This is a genomic window from Paenibacillus suaedae (assembly GCF_032337355.1).
In the GTDB taxonomy this organism is placed as follows: Bacteria; Bacillota; Bacilli; order Paenibacillales; family Paenibacillaceae; genus Paenibacillus_B; species Paenibacillus_B suaedae.
Map to the genome: position 1 here is coordinate 296,719 of NZ_JAVYAA010000003.1, position 19,833 is coordinate 316,551.

Genomic DNA, 19,833 nt, shown 5'->3' on the forward strand with positions numbered 1-19,833 from the left:
AACCTCCACTTTCTATCTCTTTATAAATGAACATAATTTCAATACCCCCGAATGAAATCAGACGAAGCAAACCAGATGTTGGGTGAGCTATGTACTCAATATCTCCGTTGTTTTACGGTTATCTCTGGTGTTGTTCCGTACTGACAGGGTATGTGTTTGATGCTCATTTCAATTTTAATCAATTATTAATACAATGATTGTGACATATTTCACATTATAGAGTGATTTTTATCATATTTGTCCTGTGTAAATATTGGTAAATCGAAACGTAGTTAAATGGTGCCTAGCATATTGGAGTTAGAACGGGTAGATATAGGTGGTTCTTGCTAAGAAGTTTTGCTATAATGGGGGTTATATTATGAATTCCCCCCTATAACATTGTAAGGTGATCACTTATTATGGCACTCTCATTTGCAAGATTAATCAAATGCAAACCCCCGATACCCTGACATTTCGATGATGTAATTGAGATTTCCGAAATTATAGGGGGAATGCAACTTGGCACAAAAAATCTCAACTCCATCATTGCTTTTGTTTATTATTCTTGTGGGATTTCCACAAATCAGTGAAACGATATACACGCCTTCCTTGCCGGACATTGCTAGTCAATTGCAGGCAAGCAACAACATGATCCAGCTTACGCTCAGCATTTATTTTCTTGGTTTTGCATTTGGCGTGTTGTGCTGGGGAAGGTTATCGGATGCAATTGGCAGACGTCCTGCTATGCTGTGGGGCATTTTCGTATATGGAATCGGTAACCTAGGCTGTTACCTGTCAGGCTCCGTGGAATGGCTATTGGTAAGTCGGTTCATTCAGGCATTCGGTGCAAGTACAGGGTCGGTTGTGACGCAAACGATATTGCGAGAAAGCATCGACGGTTCGAAGCGTCATGCTGTATTTGCTCAAATCTCAGCAGCTCTTGCCTTTACACCGGCTCTTGGGCCTCTGATTGGGGGCTGGGTTGACCAGTCGCTAGGCTATAGGGCTGTATTTCTAACCCTTATCGTGATGAGTGTGGCAATATTCGCGTACACGTTCGCTTCTTTAGCTGAGACGAGAGTTGCCACGACGACCTCGAATGTGAGTACAATATCTGTCGCCAAGCGCCTCATTGCAGACGGCAGAGTATGGGCATTTGGCTTTCTAATCGGCGCAACGAATGGCATTCTGTTCAGTTACTATGCAGAAGCGCCTTTCGTTTTTATTGAATACTTTGAGATGACGCCTGGCATCTATGGCTTCTTTGGTATTTTTGTAGCGTTGTCTTCAATAATAGGAGCCATGCTGTCGAAAAGACTATTGTCCACTTACAAGCCAGAGCAGATCATTCTGATCGGTTGCCTCGTAACTGCACTCGGTGCTGGAGCGTTGGTCGGCTTTACGCTTAGTGGATTAAGCTCGTCGCTGTTGTGCATGGGTGTATTTGTCGCCTGCGTCTTCATCCTTCTGCTTGGGATTGGTATGGCCATTCCGAACTGCCTAAGCTTAGCGCTAGTGCGCTACAGCGATGTATTGGGGACAGCAGGAGCTATTTTTGGATTAGGGTATTATCTCATCGTGAGTCTGATTACGAGCGGAATGAGCTATTTGCATAATGACTCATTAGTGACGATGCCTATGTACTTCTTCGTGCTGGCAGCTATTATGGTTATCGTGAGCAGACGAATTTCGAGTGAGTAAGCAATGTAAACGCATAGCAACTAGAAGTGCTACTGCATAGAGACAGAAGCCGATTTTCTGAAATAGAAAATCGGCTTCTTTTGCTTTTTTTCATATGACCAAATGATTAGCATATAGATCTTAATCAAACAGTGAGGTTGAAGGGATTCCAAGTTCTGAGCGGAATAGTTAAATATGTATTTATTTCATCTATATTACTTCATATAGGAGTTGAACCACATTTGAATGATACATTCAAAACTACCTTAATCATCTTGTTATCAGTGCTAATTGTATTTGGAATCCCAACGTTCATATTCTTAGAAGTCTACCAATTTCCTAAGAAGATCGATGTGGTTCGATCTGCTATAACTTATAATGAGAAAGACCCTTCATCTTTTAAGAAAACCTCGATTTACATATCCGGGACATTCGTTCGGCCTTTTCTACGACAACATAAATTCGTAGGTTCCATTCGAATTGACGGCATCGATATTTCGAACAAGTATATATCATTAGATACGTATATATTTGAAAAAATAAAAGGGATTAATTCAGGAAGTTTGCTTTATCATAGCCCAGACCTAAAAAAGTATAAAGCGGAAGGAGCTATCTGGGCAGGCATGATTTGGTTTGATGATGATTTTCAGGATATAAACATAGAGTGTTTCAAAGAGATGAAGGAGAATGTGGACTTTATTGTCACGGCTGATTCTTATGAAGATGCGCTTCTTGTTCAACAGAAGATGAGGAAAGCTTTTGGATCTGGCTTTATGCCGAGTGAATAGTTCGATTTGATGTGCGTGGTATTCAATAGAGAAGTCCGTAAACACATAAAACAGCGGCAGTCTGGCGATTTTGGTCCATGACTGTCGCTATTTTTATCTGGAAAAGTCACGTGTTCATTTCGATTCTTACTAAAAAGTAAGGAAGATGATGAAAATGGTTAGACAAGAGTCATTAACTTGAGAAGCAAAGTCATCTATAATCCAGACATCAGATGAATTTGATAAAAGGAGCAGACATGATGAAAAAAATAATTGGTTTCGTGTTGGTTATCGCTATTTTTGCAGGAATAGGATTTGGGGTAAAACGATATATAGAAGGACCATCGCAACCGGCCGATGGAATTGTAGTGATTGGAACGAATCAAGATGTGAGCAAAGTCAAAGAGAAGTACAAAGATATAAGCAAAGAAATGATCGATTACAAACTGAAGCTGGTAACAACAACAATATCCAAGAAATTGTCAGAGGAGGATCAGAAGGAATTGGGTATGGAATTTGATACTCGAGTTGAGAAGTATTCGGTTATTACTCGTTCTACAGCTGAGCAATTCATGAAGAAGGGGATTATTAGAGCCAGAAAAGAACCTGACAGTGTGTCTATTCTTTCAGATCCAGTTACCTCCATCAAAGAATTATCGGATGGTCAAAATCTGTTATTCTCTTTATTTGACGAAACGAAGAATGGTCAAATTGATTTGAATGGTCAGATGGTGCCCGTACAGTATGTGAAACATCAGGCGTGGATCGGGTATATGCCAACTATGGATCTTGTTATTGTTGACGACCAAACTTACAACAAATTAAAGGAAGCAGAGTCAACGCTCTCATTAATTCATTTCCAAAGATACAGCTACGATTATAAAAATAAAGAGAAGGTGAACAAGATTTTGGATGAAGTCAGAAGTGTGTATCCTGATAGCGAAGACAAAGTAAACTTTGTAGATGTTCAAAATTAAGTGTAAGAGTTTGAACTTTACATGATAAGTGGGTGACAGTATGGAAGTTGTACGCATGGAAAATGTAGTGAAGAGCTATGGCGAAGGCAATAGCAGGGTAGACGCGTTAAAAGGGATTAACCTTTCGATTCAGCAAGGAGAATTTGTCTCCATCGTAGGTGTGTCCGGCTCGGGGAAAAGCACACTGCTGCATATATTAGGAGGATTGGATCGGCCGACCTCAGGACAAGTATTCATCGGGGAAAATAGTATTTACGGTTATTCGGACGATGAGCTTTCGATATTCAGAAGAAGGAAGGTCGGGTTTATTTTTCAATTCTTTAACTTGATTCCGGTATTGAATGTCCAGGAAAATATCGCGTTGCCTATGATATTAGATAATGAACAGGTAGATACGACGTATCTCGATGAAATTATTGAAACCTTAGGGCTTCAGGAACGGAAGACTCATCTGCCATCCGAACTATCTGGCGGCCAGCAGCAACGGGTCTCCATCGGCAGGGCGCTTATCAATCGTCCACATTTGATTCTGGCCGATGAGCCCACAGGCAACCTAGATACGAAAAATACAAAGGAAGTCATGGATTTATTACGTTTGACAGCGAAGAAATACAATCAAACCATTGTGTTGATTACGCATGATTTATCGATTGCTTCGGCTTCCGACCGGGTCATTACGATCGAAGACGGCAGTATTATTTCAGATCAACAGCTAGCTGCGAATAAGGCATAGACTGGGGGAGGATGAAGTTGATCAGCAGTTACAAACAACTTAGCAGCCGGTATTTAAAAGGGAATATCAAGCGAACCATCTTGACCTTGGTCGGAATCGTACTCTCAGTAGCGTTAATTTCCACGATCGGTCTGTTTATGAAGGGATCACAGCTCTCCCAAATTGAAAACATCAAAAAGCTAAATGGGTTTTCGTTTCATGTCGGCATATCCAATTACGATGAAGCGATACTGAATAAGATCAGATATAATCCCCAAATCGAATCGTATGGATTGATGTCTCAGGGCAAAACCATCCCAGTTGGAGACGTTTCGGTACAAATGAATTTCGCCGATCAACGTGCAATGGAGTTTTTACCCTATAGCCTTCTGGATGGCCAATTACCTGCAAATGAGCATGAGGCGGCTGTAGATTCATGGACTCTTCCTTATATTAATAAAAATCTTAAGCTCGGTGATTCATTTCAATTGGATGGAGAAACCTATAAACTTGTTGGGTTGCTCGACAATCGCGAGTTTACACAGAAAAGTAAAGTTGGCCGCTTATTAACCTATAAGCATGATTTTGCCATCGGAGAAGGCCAAATATTAATTACAATCAACCATAACGCGAACTTTAATGAAGTTTTGGACGAGATCAAATCATTCACTGACAATGAGTATGTGGTTATCAATGAAGAATTGATCAGAGTGTTGAAGCCACAGTCGGATCGCTCAATTTTGGCTGTGCTCGTCATCGTCATCAGTATCGTTGTGGTCGCGACAGCTGTCGTCATCTATAACGCTTTTCAAATTAGTGTCGTTGAGCGGATGAAACAGTTCGGATTGCTCCGAAGCATCGGCGCGACGCGCAAGCAGATTCGACACATCGTCATGAGGGAAGCAGCTGTGCTGGCTGTTATCGCCATTCCGATTGGGATTGTATGCAGCATCCTGGCACTTGCAGCTCTACAGTTCATTTTCTACCTGTTATTAGAAACGGGTGCAAGCGTCTCGTTCTTTCATATCGATTGGTCGATCATATTGATCAGTTCGCTCATTCCCCTGACAGCGGTGCTGGCGTCCAGCTATTATCCTGCTTTTTTTGCAGGCAGAATATCTCCCTTGCTGGCAATCAGCAGCAGGTTATCCATAAGGAAAGAATCGATCAAGAAACAAAAAAATACGGTGCTGAAAAAGCCAGTGTCTTTTCCATTGAGCCTGGCCCTAAAAAATGTGAAGAGAAATAAAAATCGATATACCATTACCATCTTATCCATCATTATTAGCAGTGTATTGTTTATTACGTTTTCGTCGATTATGGATATTGCATTTGCAACCAAATACGTGAACAATGAGTCCACGAAATCGGATCTAACCATCTATCTGCAAGATGATATACATGGTAAGACATCAGCAAGACAACAAGTTATGGAGCAGTTGAAGTCGCTTAGTAATGTATCTGAAGTTAGCCAACAGGACGCTAGTTTTCGAATCAACTTGAAGGATGTGGATCAATCTAGCGCGACTGTTGCGGACATCCAGCAGAGCGTTGGAACCAATCACTCGATTACAATCGTTAATCAGCTGGACGAGAATAAAACAAGGAAAGAATCAGAGCTTGTGATTAAAGTGCTCGTATATGGTTTTATTGCGGTTATTTCTCTGATCGGCAGTGTGAATATCATCAATACGATTACAATCAGCATTATCATCAGGCGCAAAGAACTGGCTGCATTAAAATCCATAGGCATGTCGCAAAAAGATCTGAAAAAAATGATTATCTATGAAGCGCTCATATATGGCGTGTCCGGAAGTTTACAAGGGATCTTCTTCGGTTGTATACTTTCTTATATATTATATGTGGCTGTTTCCGGTATCAAGAAGCTTGAATGGACGATCCCTTATGCGGCTTGTCTCCTTACATTTGCTGCCGCTTTGTTCATCAGTTATGTATCGGTTCTGATTCCGCTGCGAAAAATCCAAAAGGATAATATTATTGATGTGATCAGGGAAGAATAATACGAAGGGCCTGGCTATGTGTATAGTCAGGCTATTCTGATTTGTTGGCCTATGGCAGAAATAGAAAGAGGAGAAGGAGGGCCATACGTTGAGTACAATACTGCTTGTTGAAGATGACGAAGCTCTTGGACTAGCCATCGAATTTTCATTAAAAAATGAGGGGTATGAGGTAGTCAAAGCCTCTAGTGTCAAAGAAGCGAAGCAAGAGTTTGATCGTCAACCTTTTGATTTAATTATTCTAGATATCGGCCTACCAGATGGAAATGGATATGATTTATGTATGCATTTCAAAAAACACAGTGATACATCGGTAATTTTCTTAACCGCCCTTGATGAAGAAGCGAATGTGGTCATGGGACTGGATATTGGAGGGGATGATTACATTACGAAGCCCTTTCGCGTGAAGGAACTGATGTCCAGGGTGAAAGTGCAATTGCGCAAGCAAGCGCGTCTTGGGGCTTCTTCAACGATCTTAACGTCAGAAAATATCAAAATCGATATGAACCTCGTCAAGGTGTACAAAAATCATGACAGCCTACCAGTAACGAATTTAGAATATAAGCTCCTGCTAACGTTCATGATGAACGCGCACAAAGCATTGAAGAGAGATGAACTCCTGTCAAACATAACAGAAGGAGATGAGGTTTTCTTTGATGAAAATACGCTATCCGTATACATTCGACGTTTACGAGACAAAGTTGAGGGTGATCCCAAAAATCCGCAGTTCATTGTGACGCAAAGAGGATTGGGCTATCGTTGGAGCAAGGATGTGAATAGAGAGTAAGATGATGAAAATTACCGAGTTGAAACGCTACATAGTGATACTAGCCGTTCTGTTCATGCTATTTACAGGTTATCAAGTGATTGCACAACAATTGTTCTACAATCAAATGAAAAGCGATTCAGTGGCATCTTGGGGGGGAATAACTGCAAGATTGATTGAGCAAAACCCTGAAAATGAAGCAGTAATTATGAAGGTCTTAACGGGCCATTCGACTGATTCCATTCCTTATCAGGAAAAAGGAAGAGAGATCTTAAGGCAGTATGGATTATATGAGGGTCTGGAATCGCAGCTTTTTCCGCTGCTAAATAACCATATTGATCGCCATAATCAATTTATGTATTGGGGATTGGTGTGTTTCGGTTGTATGCTCCTTCTGGCAAGCTACATGCAGCACAAGATGATCTTCCATAAAATTAGACAGCTTACCTCGGCAGCCAAAAAAATCATCGAGGGGGATTACTCGGTTGTCATCAATGAAAACAAAGAAGGGGATCTCGCCAAACTGGCAGTTTCCTTTCGTTCGATGAAAGATATTATTCGCAAAAGCATGCAGGATTTACGTGAAGAGAGAGCATTTCTAGTACAAATGCTGCAGGATATATCTCATCAATTAAAAACGCCGCTTTCCACCATATCCATCTACAACGAGATGATGATGAATGAAGGCTTGCCGCGCCAGCAGCAAGTTCAACTGTTGGGAAATAATGATGTGCAAATCTCAAGAATGAATGTCTTGATTCACAATTTGTTGAAGGTAGCAAAAATCGATGCAAGAGCTATTTCATTTGAGAAAGAACCGGCCAATTTAGTAGAGACCATTGAGGATGCTCTAGATCGCTTACAGAGCATGATTATCAATCAGCATATATCGATTGATTGGCATACCCCGGAGGAAGTAGTCGTTGTTCACGATAAAGTATGGATGCAGGAAGCATTATTGAATCTGCTGAAGAATGCGATAGAACACTCCGAACCGGGTGAGAAGATTAAGATTGCAATTGAAGATACACCGATTTATACAGAGCTCGTGATTCAAGACTTCGGAGAAGGGATTGCTGCTGAGGAATTGCCGCATATTTTTGAACGATTCTACAAAGCTAAAGGCTCCAAAAAGCATGATTCGGTAGGGATTGGCTTGGCCTTAGCCAAATCTATTATCGAAGCGCATCAAGCCTTGATTAAGGTGGAAAGTGTGAGATACGAGTATACGAAATTTATGGTTACGTTCATGAAATACTAATGTTCACTTCTTAACCACAAAAACAGCGACAGCCGTGGACTAATTATGTCCATAACTGCCGCTGTCTTCATTTCTAGCAGATCCATTTCTTGTTTTTGCAAGAAATGTGGTCGGTATTATATCAACCTAAGGTCAATTAATGAAATAAGTAGCCGTGATGTGGTTGATTGTATAGGTGGAAGGTGCCGCAAACTGCAAATACAGATACCCGTCTTCAGTCGCAGTGAAAATTCTTCCTACATTGCTGTTGAAAAATGTCCCGAGATGATTGCTCGAGTCATATACCGAAAAGTACGAATAGCTCCCTTGTGCATAGACCGTAAGCTGTTGGCCTTTCTTCAAATAGATCCCTTCCAGTGAGCTCAGTTCATTGGGACGAAGTGCAAAGTACTTAACGAACTTCTGTGTTTGTTGAACCTCAGGCTTGACAGCATCGACAGGTGCAGTGGAAGCATATGCAGGTGCTGCTGTAGCCAGGGCGACCAGTACTGATAATGACATAAGCAATTTCTTCAAACGGATTCAACTCCTCTGATAGTTTTGCAAGTAATATCTGGAAGTTATGTTAAATATAACTCAACATCGGATTCTTGTAAACACTAAATTCCGATTTTTTTTGTAGGAAATGAAAAAATATCAATACGTGAAGAAAGGCTGCCAAAATGATTGGCAGCCTTTACTATGATTAAAGATATTGTGATTCATTGATTTGTAGGATTGCGAACTCAAAACTATCAATTAATTGGGTCGATCAATGCTAAAGATTTCACCTAGCTTCGAGTAGTTGTTACCGGCTAGTCGGCTCACAGGCTTTAATCGTTGTGCATCGATACGCCCGCCCTCAACCAATTCTTCCGCAATGTGAAAGCACACGACTCTCCCGATAATGAGATCACATGCTGGAGACGAAGGCGTTCCGCCAAGAGCAAGAGATTGCTCTAACGTACATTCCATGCGGATTTTGGCTTCGGCAATCCCTGGAACCTTAATTATGGTGCTTGGGATGGAAGTAAGTTGAGCGAAGTCCACTTCGCTCTCATCAGGCGGAAGATTGGCCGCGGTTAGATTGATTGCCTCGATGTAATCCTCATCCGATATATGAACAACAAACGAACCTGTTTCCATCATATTTCTAGAAGTATCTTTGCGAACGCCATTTTTCCTTTGAACGGATACAGAAATCATGGGCGGATCGGCAGAAATGATATTGAAATAGCTATAAGGTGCGGCATTTAATACGCCTTCAACTGACAATGTTGTGATGAAAGCAATTGGTCTCGGGAGGATACTGCCGATGAGCAGTTTATAATTATCCCGCTCGGTTTGCTCCTCCGGATAAATGGTTAACATGGGCTCACCCCTGATTAATATGGCTTTGCAACCAAGATGAGGCTGCATGAACCTCAGAATGCGTTAATTGATGGCCTTGCTGCTCCCAATGTACGGTTACATGTGCACCTGCTTGGGTTAACAGCGTCTGCAGTTCTTCCGTCTCTTGCGGTGCGCAAATCGGATCGTTCGTTCCTGCACCGATAAATACAGGCGTACCGGACAGGTCGGGCAGTTTCAGCCCGCGACGCGGAACCATAGGGTGATGCAGTATTGCTCCTCTTAGGGAACCTTGGTGGTGAAATAAGAGGCTTCCAGCTATATTGGCCCCATTGGAGTAACCGACTGCAATGAAGTTGTTGCGATCAAGCTCATATTTGGACGCTGCTTCATTCAGAAATTCATTCAGCTCATTGGTTCTAACGATCAGATCCTCTTCATCAAAAACGCCTTCGCTTAATCTGCGGAAAAAGCGGGGCATGCCGTGCTCAAGTACATTCCCTCTAACGCTCAGTACTGATGACTCCGGCGATACGATTTGCGCTACCGGAAGCAAATCATGCTCAGTTCCGCCGGTACCGTGGAGCAGGACGAGTGTAGGCTTCGAAGGATCCGTGCCTTTTTGGAAAATATGCTGCATGATTTATTTCCCCTCCAATTCACGTACCTGGATAGGTGGCAGGAGCTTCTCGATTTGTGCACGGTGCGGTTCATATTGTGCAGGCAGCTTCAAATTCGTACCCAGTCCCTCAAATGTCTCGTCACGGGTGAATCCTGGAGGATCAGTAGCAATCTCGAATAAGATTTCTCCCTGCTCGCGGAAATAGATCGCATTGAAATATTGACGATCGATGACCGGAGTTGGGTGATATCCGGATTGCGCAACATGCTCTCTCCATTCCTCATGATCCGCAAAGTCTGTGGCGCGCCATGCGATATGGTGCACGGTACCGTATCCGCCCGACCCGCGTTCCATTGGTGCGATATTAATGTCGATTACATTGCCAAGATCGGCGCTCCCTTTGAAGCGCATCCAGTCTCCTTCTTCTCCTATCTTTTCGAGTCCCATCACGTTCTCAAGCAATTCAGAGGTTGCCTTCGGTTGAGTACTATATAATATAGCACCTCCGAACCCTTTAATGGCCTTATCCACCGGGATTCCTCCAAAAGACCATTTGCTATTCGGACCATCCTCTCGTGCCACGATTTCGAGCTGCAGCCCGTCATGATCCGAGAATTGCAAGTATTGTTCGCCAAATCTGTTTGTTCGGGTTGTTTGCACACCGAAATGTTGCAACCGCGCCTCCCAGAAGTGCATGGAGCCCGTAGGCACGACGAACGAAGTCACTCCCACTTGTCCGCCTCCGACACGGCCTTTCCGTCCCGTTTCCCAAGGGAAAAATGTCATAATCGTTCCGGGACTTCCGTTTTCATTCCCGAAATAAAAATGATACACCTCAGGAGCATCGAAATTCACTGTCTTTTTTACAAGACGAATACCTAGTATCCCTGCATAAAAATCGATGTTTTCTTGCGCGTTTCTAGCAAATGCCGTGATGTGGTGAATACCTGTTGTATGTTTCTCCATGATAATTGCTCCTTTTGCATTTATTTTTATTGTTTCCCATAACCTCATTTTCAATTTAGAAGACCTTCGTATTGGAACGCTGCTCTCCTTTTCTAATAATAATTAATGATAAGCTGCTTTATAAAAGTTAGTATAACATAAATTATCTCGAAATCAAGATATTAAAATAAAGGGAGCAGAATGCTTATTGAATTTGGAATATGAGACAAGAAGCGGGTAATAAAATGGTGTGGACTCTAAGATGGAGAGGAATGATCCATATGTGGGTGTACCCTAATAATTGGATACCTACCAAATCGCTCGATGAAATGGCCAATACAGAATATGACGTGCTTATTGTGGGGAGTGGCGCAGGTGGGGGAGCGATGCTATATAGATTATGCGAGTTATGGAAAAACCAAGGGGCAAAGCGAATTGGGATTCTTGAAAAAGGGAATAAACTATTTCATTCGCATGCATTAAATATCCCCACCATGAATGTCGACCGTATGCGTGATCAATTATGGCCCGATAATTCTACTCCTATCGGGGAGCGGCTTCCGGAATTTTCAGGAGCTAGGTTAACGTTTGCTCTCGGCGGGAGAACATTGTTTTGGAATGCTGCTTGTCCTCGACCCGCAGAGTTTCAACTTCAATCTTGGCCTATTCATCCAGCAGAATTAGACGCATATTTTAGGACTGCAGAACGTGTATTGCATTGCACTACATCTTATGCCGATGGCTCTACTATGCAAAGGATTCTCTTGAACCGGCTGCATGCAGGTGGAGTACTAGAGGCAACTGATATGCCTCTTGCCATTGATATGTCAGGCCCACGTATGGGGGAAATTCATTCTAATGCATGGTTCAGCTCCATTCATTTTCTTGCTTACGCCCTGAATAGCAAACCATTTGATCTAGCATTGGATGCCTATACTACCCGCGTACTCCACGAAAATGGCAATGCAGCCGGCGTCAATGTAATATCTCCAGATAAAAAAACGCATACCATTCGAGCAAAAAATATTGTCATTTCTGCAAGCACGTTGGAAACGCCTCGCATTTTGCTCAATTCAGGGATACAAGGAGCAGCAATCGGACGTTATTTAACCAATCATTCATTTGTATTGGGTACGGGGAAAATAAGCCGTCGGGAGTTTTCTGATAATCTTGGCAACCTGGCAATCTTGAAACGTGAAACAAGAGAATCCCCGTATCAAATCCAAATCTTAGGTCCTAATCAATTTTTCTCATACCAGCAATTCGAGGATAAAGTGCTCCCGGATCAACTGAGTATCGTATATGCTGCCTTTGGTTTAGTGGAGTCGCGGCCAGAGAATAGAGTTTATTTAGATCCAAACCGTCAAGATGAATACGGCGTGCCTTTGAACCAAGTTGATTTTTCTTATAGCAACAAAGATTATGCAGTGATTCAGCAAATGCGTGATGGCATTGCTCGATCCGCAAATGCAATGGGAGTAACCTTAGATGGGGAGCCTACCTTATTTCCGCCAAGTAGCGATGTTCATGAATCTTGTACTTGCCGAATGGGAACTGACCCGGCTACATCGGCGACTAACCGTTATGGAGAAATTCATGGAGTTACCGGTCTCTACGTCGCTGATAATAGCGTGATACCCGTTCTTGCTGCAGCGAACCCGACAAATTCTACGGTTGCATTAGCATTTCGAACAGCCGATCATATTGTGCGTACGAATAGGTAAGGGTAGTTTTTACTTGGGAGCGTTCATGGTTTCCATGCATTTGTACAGCGACTTAATAATGAACCTCCCAGGATAAAATACTTTTCCAGAGATTCACCTGAACCTATCCCGCCACAGATGGAAGAGGACGTATGAAACATGAATCAGGAGGCGAAACTCATAGTAAGTTTGTTTTGAAGTAAATGATGATTCAAAATGAAGAATAGGAGCAAGTAGGATGGGTGCAGTTAAACTTGCAGTTATTTTTTACAGCATGACAGGAACGAATTATCGCTTGGCTCAATGGGCTGCGGAAGGCGGCAAGGAGCAGGGGGCGGAAGTAAGACTATTACAAGTTCCGGAATTGGCCCCTGAAGAAACAATACTGGAGAATCCTGCGTGGAAAGAACATGTTGATCATGTGAAGGATGTACCCGTCGTAACTCTTCAAGATCTTGAATGGGCGGATGCCCTTATTTTTAGCGTGCCGACACGTTATGGCACAATGCCCGGACAATTGAAACAGTTTTTAGATACTACCGGGAAGTTATGGTTCCATGGCAAGTTAGTTAATAAGGTGGTTAGCGCGATGGCTTCAGCCCAAAATCCCCATGGCGGGCAGGAGCAAACCATTCTGGGAATCTATACCGCTATGTATCACTGGGGTGCCATTATAGTTTCTCCAGGGTATACGGATCCATCCCTTTTTACAGCCGGGGGAAATCCTTATGGGACAAGCGTAACTGTACAAAACGGTAAAATGGTAGAGGATGTTCAGGCTGCAGTAAAACATCAAGCCAAACGTACCGTAGACGTCGCAAAATGGATCGTAGCAGGCAGTAATTAGTATGACTCTGTCCGTTGCTGTTCAGGAAGCTGAGAAAGGAAAAAGATTGCCTTCCAATGAGAAATAGGTTGTACCGCCGTTCGTGATTAATATAATCAATGCATCACACTTTTCTGACAAGCCGATTGCTGATAACTCCCGGATATCTGCTGCTCGATCCCAAAAAATTTGCTCAGTTAATGGCAAGGTGTTGGAAGCGGAAACAATCAAATCAGATTGAATGAGAACAGCTCCTTCTTGAAGCAAACTATCAGGTTGAAATATAGATTCTAATAGTTGACTTGTAATTACCGCATTAATGGGTATCCCCCCGTTTATAAACGGGGCTACAGGGTCGTCAGCCTCTATTACAATGAGAGCTTCTTGGCGTTTTCGGCTAAGTTTATGTATGGCCAGAGATAATTCAGTACTGCATTTCGTATACTTGGACAACATACGATTAAGTAAGTATGTCGAGGCAGTCGTTTCCAATTCAAGCAGTTCTCTAGACAACTTTTGGACAATGTCGATGATGCCAATATCATTATGACTGAGAGTGGCGATATTTTGATTCACCTTTTTTTCGATTTCCGTTAGCTTTTCGTTCATTTCGATCCGGAGCTGCGAGAAATCATCATGGATACTGTGTTTTTTCATATTTAACATTGCACTCCTAATGGTGATTAAGTTCACTCGTCAGGGATTTCGAATCCATACAGCGAGCCGTTAAAGGTAAATGATTTCGCACCTGTTTCCTCAGATACGATGAAGGTTAGAGCATCTGTATTTTCGGATAATCCAATCGCTGCGCGATGCCTAGTACCGAGCTTGGTCTTGTATAATTTCCGGGTTAGCGGTAGTACATTTGCCGCTGAGACAATAGTATCCTTCTGAATTAAGACAGCACCGTCGTGCAGCGGACTCCCTGTATGGAAAATGGAAACTAACAGCGTACTTGAGATCTCTGCGGATAGAGGAGTGCCAACGGTGATCAAATCGTTTATATTATCTTCTCTTTCAATGATAATAAGGGCACCTTTCCGTTGATCGCTCAGCAGCTTAATGGCTTTGAAAATTTCATTGCATTGCGTTGTATAGGGATGAAGAAGTCGACTCAAATGATAGGCGGAAACCAGCTTTCCCGTATCAGAACATATTTTAGAGAGCAACTTCAGATTTTTTAGAATATCGATATCTTCCTGATCCATGCACGCCAACATGCTCTTAATCTTCGTGGACAGCTGTTGAAATTGATTATATACATCAGTCTGCTGAGGAGAAAATAAATCGCAATTACTTTCCATACGCAACCTCCTTTACATCATATTGTTTCCATTCCCTTTTAAATTATGAGTGATTTCATTCATCCAAGTGATCTTACATATTAATGTTCTGAATTATTTCCCAGCGCAGAAAAGTTGACGAAAAAAGAATCATCATGTTACTATACATCTCGAAATCAAGATATTCGAATTCAAATATTTTTGGATTTTTGAAAGGTGAGAGTAAGGATGAAGTTTTTAACCAAGTTCTTTACTTCAAAAAATAAGGAGGAAAAAGCAATGGCAGAATTAAATATCGGAATCATTATAGGATCAACACGTGAAGGTCGTGTAAGCCCGCAGGTGGCAAAATGGGTCAAAGACATTGCAGATCAACGGGGAGATGCGAACTATACAGTTATTGATATTGCAGATTACAAATTACCTTTACTAGGTGAACCAGGGCAAGATGCTTCTGGTGCACAAGCGTGGTCTGAAGTGATTGCGAAACAAGATGGATTTGTATTCATCGTACAAGAGTACAATCATTCCATTACAGGTGCTCTCAAAAATGCACTGGATTATCTACGTGTAGAATGGAATAACAAAGCTGCGGGTATTGTATCTTATGGCTCTGTAGGTGGTGCACGAGCAGCCGAGCATCTGCGCGGTATTATGGGTGAGCTATTGATTGCAGATGTACGTGTACATCCAGCATTGTCGCTATTTACAGATTTTGAAAATGGTACTGATTTCAAACCAAAAGCAGTCCAAGCCGATTCTGTTAATCAAATGTTAGACCAATTGATCCCTTGGTCCAAAGCTTTATATACAATTCGTTAATCACATTTACAGATAAGTAAATGATCAGGCAAATATCCTTGGAAATTGCTGCATTAAATTAAGAAATGTAAAGCAACTATACGCACTTACTGGAATTGGAGCTATTTCGCTGCCTTTCTCATTAGTGAATAGCATGAAATAAGGAAGCGGAGACGAAACCAAAACACCTTCAAGGGAATGTTCTTGTATCGCAAGATATGAAGCAACCTTGGAGGTGTTTTTGCGTTGCATCTGACGACCATCTATGCAGGATTTCTTTTTTTCTTCTTCGTTTACATTCGATTCAAAATAGAGCGACCAATCGCAAATGTTACTTTTAGGTGCCTATATAACTTAAAAGTGCGTACTTACCATCGTAAAACATACTGCTTATAATACATGTTGTGGACATCTTCAAACCTTGAGGCCGTGTTATCACTGACTCCGTAGGACATATTTATTAATAGAGGAGGATAGGATTCTATGCCATTCATTGAGCTTAAAACTTGGCCAACCATGTCAACAGAAGAAAAAAAGGAATTTATTTATACCGTAACCGAACTTACAACAACATTATTACAGATTGTCCCTGATAAAATTCAAGTATTAATCACTGAACTTGAGAAAGAAAACTGGGGAAAAGCCGGGGCAGTAGCAAGCGATGCTGCCTTTGCTGAGCAGAGCAGGGTGGTCAATTGGGACACAAAAGAGTCTTATCATACGCTGGATAGTAACATAGATGGAATGGCTATTATCACGATTGATATTTGGAATACATTTGATCAAGATACAAAAGATAAGTGGGTAAACCAACTTACACAAGTCACATCTACATTGACTCATGCACCTATCGATAAAGTACTTATCGTCATTCGTGAAATGATTCCAGGAAACTGGGGACAAAGTGGTGTAACGGGAGCAGATAAAGACTTTCTTTCCAAAAGTCGAACATGTTAAAAACGATGCATCCCATATCCATTTTGCAAGTAGAAAGGAGCACTTCATGAATCTATTTTCCAATCACCATAGCTATAATCGGATGTATAAAGAAGGGGAGTTGACATTAGGCTTCCACATTCCATTAGAAAATTATCAGTTCGGGACACCGACAATGGAAAAGCAAGTGGAGTTATCGCAATTAGCCGAGCATTATGGTTTTACCAGTCTATGGCTTCGAGATGTATTATTAGAAGATCCTTCGTTTGGTGATCCAGCAGTAGGTCAAATCTATGATATGCTCATTTATTTAACCTATTTGGCAAGCCAGACGAAAGAAATCGCCTTAGGAACATCGGCGATTGTCCTTTCTTTACGTCATCCCTTACGAGTAGCTAAGGAAATCGCAACGATCGACCGATTATTTCCAGAGCGCTTGATTATGGGCGTTTCATCTGGAGATCGGAGAGCTGATTTTCACGGTTTAAACGTGAATCATGATAATCGGGGAGATCGATTCGTTGAAGCATTTCATTATCTAAATAAAGTGTTATACGAAGAATATCCCTCTATTCGATCTTCATTAGGGGTCATTCAGGGGAGTAATTTAGTTCCGAAACCGACAAAGCGAATTCCAACGATGATTACAGGGTTCGCGCAGCAATCGATGGACTGGTTTGCGAAAAATGGCGACGGATGGATGTATTATCCACGAAGCCCGCATCTTCAAGCGGAGGCTATCCGACAGTGGAGAGAACTTGTGGAACAGTACCATCCTGGAGTCTTCAAACCATTTACGCAGCCCATGCATTTGGATTTGTCAGAGAATCCTAATGAAATGCCTACCCCAATTCGTCTGGGGTTCCGTGTAGGGCGGAATCGATTAGTGGAACTACTGAACATCTATAAAGAAATTGGCGTAAATCATCTTTTCTTTGCATTATTCGACAGTAGAAGACCGGCTGAAGAAGTCATTCATGAGCTAGGCAAAGAGATTCTGCCTCATTTCCCAGCAATCAAGCAAAAATAAGAAAATACAGGGGAGTGGAGTTGTTGGAGTTCATATCCGTTTCCACTCTTTCTTTAACAACATTCAACGTTGGAGGGATTCCATATGTTTCTGAATTTGAGAGGGAAGACTGCGCTAGTTACAGGATCTACAGCAGGTATTGGTAAGGCAATTGCTACGTCATTAGCAATTGAAGGCGTTACTGTCATTATTAATGGACGCCGTGAGGATAAGGTTAAACAAACAATCAAAGAAATACAAGAACAGGCCCCTGATGCTGTCTTACAGTCATTAGTTTCTGATTTAGGCTCAGACGAAGGATGCCAAAAAGCTATAGAGGAATACCCAGAGGTTGATATTCTTATTAACAACCTTGGGATTTTTGAGCCAAAAGAGTATTTTGATATCCCTGATGGAGACTGGTTTAAGATGTTTGAGGTCAACATTATGAGTGGTGTTCGGCTTACTCGATGGTACTTAAATCAAATGATTCAAAAGAAGGAAGGAAGAGTTATATTTGTTGCTAGTGAAGCAGCCATTATGCCATCTCTAGAAATGGCTCATTATAGCGCGACGAAGACGATGCAGCTCTCGCTTTCACGTAGTTTATCTGAGCTGACGAAAGGAACAAATGTAACTGTCAACACGATTATGCCAGGTTCCACTCTGACGGAAGGCGTGGAAACGATGTTAAACAGCCTTTATCCCAATGAGAAATTGACCATGGAAGAAGCTGAATTGCGGTTTATGAAGGAAAATCGGCCAACCTCTATCATTCAGCGGCTTATTCGACCAGAAGAAATCGCACATTTTGTAACGTTCCTAAGTAGTCCTCTTTCTTCAGCCATTAATGGTTCTGCGTTGAGAATCGATGGGGGATTAGTACGAAGTGTATTTTAGTATTAGTGCAATGCGGGTACTTCGCACGAAGAACATAGCTTAGACTCTTAACGAGTAACCCTAAGATTCATGCCGTCACGGCATACGAGTCTTGGGGTTGTTTATCGATTACGTCATTTCTTTGTTTCGGAACCACATTGCGATCACATCTGTAATAATCAATACAGTGACTATGATCAACGGTTGTCCAAACTTAGTGCCACGAAAGTAGATGACCATTTTTCATACTGGATGGCAGTATCGAGCTCTAGCGAATGATTAAGTCGGAAATAGTCAAGCATTCCATAACTGTAGTAAAAAATAATCGTCAAAATGGAATATACAATAAATAATGTTCTAGACAAGGATGTATGTGAACGAAGCGCAGCGGATACATTCAACATTGTCTCCTCCTCAATCTATTTCTCTGTTATAAATTCAGTTATTTATTGCCATGGGAAATGATATCACTCATCCAGTAATTAGTAAATACACCATAATGATTTACGCAATTAAAATAATGTATCCATTTTGGATTGGGTCATTTTCCTTAATTTCTTGAACCCGGTGTCCTTCATCAGTCATGGTTCCCCTTACTCATTTCACATGTGAGGCATGATGATCGGTTGGCTATGAAGAATTATCATTAGATCTTAAGTCATTATTTTATCTGCCTTAACAAGGTTAATACCGTGAGCGTTCCTGATTAAGAGATAAAATTAGGAACTTGACGATTTCCTTAAGCCCCTTTACTATGAAAACGAGACACCCTTTTCTTGGCAAATAAGTGTGAAAATCCAAAACTCGAGTTGCTTGAAGTAAGCGTTTTCAATTGCGCACTTCAGTCATCTCCTATATATTTACACAAGATCATTAAGAGGGTATAATGTCTAAATATAACCATAGATAACAAAGAAAGGTCGCTTTATGTGTCGAATTTGTCGTCGAAGCGTTTGATGAAACGACAGGGTTTGGCAAAAATGAGACGATGAAAAGGGAAAAAGACACGTATTAAGCGTACACAAGATTTACTACAATCACTCTGTAAAGATTAATCGTTGTTTAGGCACGTTAATTTTTCTTAGTGTACATAGTTCTCGTAGGCAATAGTCTATTTTTTTAAAGAAGATAGATTAGTGGCGAAGCTATGCCTTTAGAGTAAAATTGATGGATTAATAAAATATTGCAGACATGGATGAGGAGCGACTTATGAATTCCTGATCCTTTTTTTGTTCTACGATAACGATACATAAGCGCAGTAAACAGGTTTACATAAAAAATAGTTCACGGGTTAATCATTGAATTTCAAATCCGGACAGAATCTGAATTATGCCGTCAAA

20 protein-coding genes are annotated in these 19,833 nt (G+C 41.5%); 13 read left to right on the plus strand and 7 right to left on the minus strand.

Going from position 1 to position 19,833, the window contains the following annotated elements; translation table 11 throughout:
• Positions 1-498 precede the first annotated feature (498 nt).
• The 7 genes from RQP50_RS14725 (at position 499) to RQP50_RS14755 (ending at position 8,160) form a co-directional block, all read left to right on the plus strand.
• Positions 499-1,680 (plus strand): multidrug effflux MFS transporter, encoded by a 1,182-nt coding sequence (locus tag RQP50_RS14725; protein WP_315745860.1) that lies wholly within the window; start codon positions 499-501, stop codon positions 1,678-1,680.
• Between the two features lie 221 nt (positions 1,681-1,901).
• The gene (locus tag RQP50_RS14730) at positions 1,902-2,447 is read left to right on the plus strand and encodes a hypothetical protein (RefSeq protein ID WP_072730850.1); all 546 of its coding nucleotides are present in this window, start codon (positions 1,902-1,904) and stop codon (positions 2,445-2,447) included.
• 239 nt (positions 2,448-2,686) lie between these two features.
• The gene (locus RQP50_RS14735; protein ID WP_072730851.1) at positions 2,687-3,403 is read left to right on the plus strand and encodes a lipoprotein BA_5634 family protein; all 717 of its coding nucleotides are present in this window, start codon (positions 2,687-2,689) and stop codon (positions 3,401-3,403) included.
• Between the two features lie 40 nt (positions 3,404-3,443).
• Positions 3,444-4,136, plus strand: coding sequence for an ABC transporter ATP-binding protein (locus RQP50_RS14740; protein WP_072730852.1), 693 nt, complete (start codon positions 3,444-3,446; stop codon positions 4,134-4,136).
• A 17-nt stretch (positions 4,137-4,153) separates the two neighbouring features.
• On the plus strand, positions 4,154-6,136 hold the full coding sequence (locus RQP50_RS14745) for an ABC transporter permease (RefSeq protein ID WP_315745861.1): 1,983 nt from the start codon (positions 4,154-4,156) through the stop codon (positions 6,134-6,136).
• A gap of 88 nt (positions 6,137-6,224) precedes the next feature.
• A complete protein-coding gene (locus tag RQP50_RS14750; protein WP_072730854.1) occupies positions 6,225-6,920 on the plus strand; it encodes a response regulator transcription factor in 696 nt (231 codons plus the stop codon).
• A gap of 1 nt (position 6,921) precedes the next feature.
• Entirely contained in the window at positions 6,922-8,160 is a 1,239-nt protein-coding gene (locus tag RQP50_RS14755; protein WP_083545295.1) for a sensor histidine kinase, read from the plus strand.
• 132 nt (positions 8,161-8,292) lie between these two features.
• On the opposite strand, the gene RQP50_RS14760 is transcribed toward RQP50_RS14755, so the two are convergent.
• The 4 genes from RQP50_RS14760 to RQP50_RS14775 form a co-directional block, all read right to left on the minus strand.
• A complete protein-coding gene (locus RQP50_RS14760) occupies positions 8,293-8,676 on the minus strand; it encodes a hypothetical protein (protein WP_021253760.1) in 384 nt (127 codons plus the stop codon).
• Positions 8,677-8,898: 222 nt separating this feature from the next.
• On the minus strand, positions 8,899-9,510 hold the full coding sequence (locus tag RQP50_RS14765) for a flavin reductase family protein (RefSeq protein WP_315745862.1): 612 nt from the start codon (positions 9,508-9,510) through the stop codon (positions 8,899-8,901).
• Positions 9,511-9,514: 4 nt separating this feature from the next.
• Positions 9,515-10,129 carry an alpha/beta hydrolase gene (locus RQP50_RS14770; protein ID WP_072730856.1) on the minus strand — a complete coding sequence of 205 codons (615 nt, stop codon included), beginning with the start codon at positions 10,127-10,129 and terminating at the stop codon, positions 9,515-9,517.
• A 3-nt stretch (positions 10,130-10,132) separates the two neighbouring features.
• A complete protein-coding gene (locus tag RQP50_RS14775; RefSeq protein ID WP_072730857.1) occupies positions 10,133-11,077 on the minus strand; it encodes a ring-cleaving dioxygenase in 945 nt (314 codons plus the stop codon).
• Between the two features lie 251 nt (positions 11,078-11,328).
• Between RQP50_RS14775 and RQP50_RS14780 the strand changes: the two genes are divergently transcribed.
• Both RQP50_RS14780 and wrbA read left to right on the plus strand, forming a co-directional pair.
• Positions 11,329-12,780 carry a GMC family oxidoreductase gene (locus RQP50_RS14780; RefSeq protein ID WP_315745863.1) on the plus strand — a complete coding sequence of 484 codons (1,452 nt, stop codon included), beginning with the start codon at positions 11,329-11,331 and terminating at the stop codon, positions 12,778-12,780.
• 217 nt (positions 12,781-12,997) lie between these two features.
• Positions 12,998-13,606, plus strand: coding sequence for an NAD(P)H:quinone oxidoreductase (gene wrbA / locus RQP50_RS14785; RefSeq protein ID WP_315745864.1), 609 nt, complete (start codon positions 12,998-13,000; stop codon positions 13,604-13,606).
• A gap of 21 nt (positions 13,607-13,627) precedes the next feature.
• On the opposite strand, the gene RQP50_RS14790 is transcribed toward wrbA, so the two are convergent.
• Both RQP50_RS14790 and RQP50_RS14795 read right to left on the minus strand, forming a co-directional pair.
• Positions 13,628-14,242, minus strand: coding sequence for a diadenylate cyclase (locus RQP50_RS14790; protein WP_072730860.1), 615 nt, complete (start codon positions 14,240-14,242; stop codon positions 13,628-13,630).
• A gap of 32 nt (positions 14,243-14,274) precedes the next feature.
• Complete coding sequence (locus RQP50_RS14795; protein WP_021260955.1) at positions 14,275-14,889, minus strand: diadenylate cyclase; 615 nt, start codon at positions 14,887-14,889, stop codon at positions 14,275-14,277.
• Between the two features lie 258 nt (positions 14,890-15,147).
• On the opposite strand from RQP50_RS14795, the gene RQP50_RS14800 reads away from it, so the two are divergent.
• The 4 genes from RQP50_RS14800 to RQP50_RS14815 all read left to right on the plus strand — a co-directional run bounded on the left by RQP50_RS14800 (position 15,148) and on the right by RQP50_RS14815 (position 18,514).
• Entirely contained in the window at positions 15,148-15,690 is a 543-nt protein-coding gene (locus RQP50_RS14800) for an NADPH-dependent FMN reductase (protein ID WP_139295411.1), read from the plus strand.
• A 462-nt stretch (positions 15,691-16,152) separates the two neighbouring features.
• Entirely contained in the window at positions 16,153-16,626 is a 474-nt protein-coding gene (locus RQP50_RS14805) for a tautomerase family protein (RefSeq protein ID WP_072730862.1), read from the plus strand.
• Positions 16,627-16,672: 46 nt separating this feature from the next.
• Positions 16,673-17,635, plus strand: a complete 963-nt coding sequence (locus RQP50_RS14810) for an LLM class oxidoreductase (protein ID WP_315745865.1) — start codon at positions 16,673-16,675, stop codon at positions 17,633-17,635.
• Positions 17,636-17,719: 84 nt separating this feature from the next.
• Positions 17,720-18,514, plus strand: coding sequence for an SDR family NAD(P)-dependent oxidoreductase (locus tag RQP50_RS14815; RefSeq protein ID WP_315745866.1), 795 nt, complete (start codon positions 17,720-17,722; stop codon positions 18,512-18,514).
• Positions 18,515-18,690: 176 nt separating this feature from the next.
• On the opposite strand, the gene RQP50_RS14820 is transcribed toward RQP50_RS14815, so the two are convergent.
• On the minus strand, positions 18,691-18,897 hold the full coding sequence (locus RQP50_RS14820; RefSeq protein ID WP_072730865.1) for a hypothetical protein: 207 nt from the start codon (positions 18,895-18,897) through the stop codon (positions 18,691-18,693).
• Positions 18,898-19,833 lie beyond the last annotated feature (936 nt).

Excerpts from the sequence above, each read along its gene's own strand:
- RQP50_RS14735 (WP_072730851.1), top strand. The coding sequence starts at position 2,687 with ATGAAAAAAATAATTGGTTTCGTGTTGGTTATCGCTATTTTTGCAGGA.
- RQP50_RS14740 (WP_072730852.1), top strand. The coding sequence starts at position 3,444 with ATGGAAGTTGTACGCATGGAAAATGTAGTGAAGAGCTATGGCGAAGGC.
- RQP50_RS14755 (WP_083545295.1), top strand. The coding sequence starts at position 6,922 with ATGATGAAAATTACCGAGTTGAAACGCTACATAGTGATACTAGCCGTT.
- RQP50_RS14765 (WP_315745862.1), bottom strand. The coding sequence starts at position 9,510 with ATGTTAACCATTTATCCGGAGGAGCAAACCGAGCGGGATAATTATAAA.
- RQP50_RS14770 (WP_072730856.1), bottom strand. The coding sequence starts at position 10,129 with ATGCAGCATATTTTCCAAAAAGGCACGGATCCTTCGAAGCCTACACTC.
- RQP50_RS14775 (WP_072730857.1), bottom strand. The coding sequence starts at position 11,077 with ATGGAGAAACATACAACAGGTATTCACCACATCACGGCATTTGCTAGA.
- RQP50_RS14780 (WP_315745863.1), top strand. The coding sequence starts at position 11,329 with ATGATCCATATGTGGGTGTACCCTAATAATTGGATACCTACCAAATCG.
- wrbA (WP_315745864.1), top strand. The coding sequence starts at position 12,998 with ATGGGTGCAGTTAAACTTGCAGTTATTTTTTACAGCATGACAGGAACG.
- RQP50_RS14790 (WP_072730860.1), bottom strand. The coding sequence starts at position 14,242 with ATGAAAAAACACAGTATCCATGATGATTTCTCGCAGCTCCGGATCGAA.
- RQP50_RS14795 (WP_021260955.1), bottom strand. The coding sequence starts at position 14,889 with ATGGAAAGTAATTGCGATTTATTTTCTCCTCAGCAGACTGATGTATAT.
- RQP50_RS14800 (WP_139295411.1), top strand. The coding sequence starts at position 15,148 with ATGGCAGAATTAAATATCGGAATCATTATAGGATCAACACGTGAAGGT.
- RQP50_RS14805 (WP_072730862.1), top strand. The coding sequence starts at position 16,153 with ATGCCATTCATTGAGCTTAAAACTTGGCCAACCATGTCAACAGAAGAA.
- RQP50_RS14810 (WP_315745865.1), top strand. The coding sequence starts at position 16,673 with ATGAATCTATTTTCCAATCACCATAGCTATAATCGGATGTATAAAGAA.
- RQP50_RS14815 (WP_315745866.1), top strand. The coding sequence starts at position 17,720 with ATGTTTCTGAATTTGAGAGGGAAGACTGCGCTAGTTACAGGATCTACA.
- RQP50_RS14820 (WP_072730865.1), bottom strand. The coding sequence starts at position 18,897 with ATGTTGAATGTATCCGCTGCGCTTCGTTCACATACATCCTTGTCTAGA.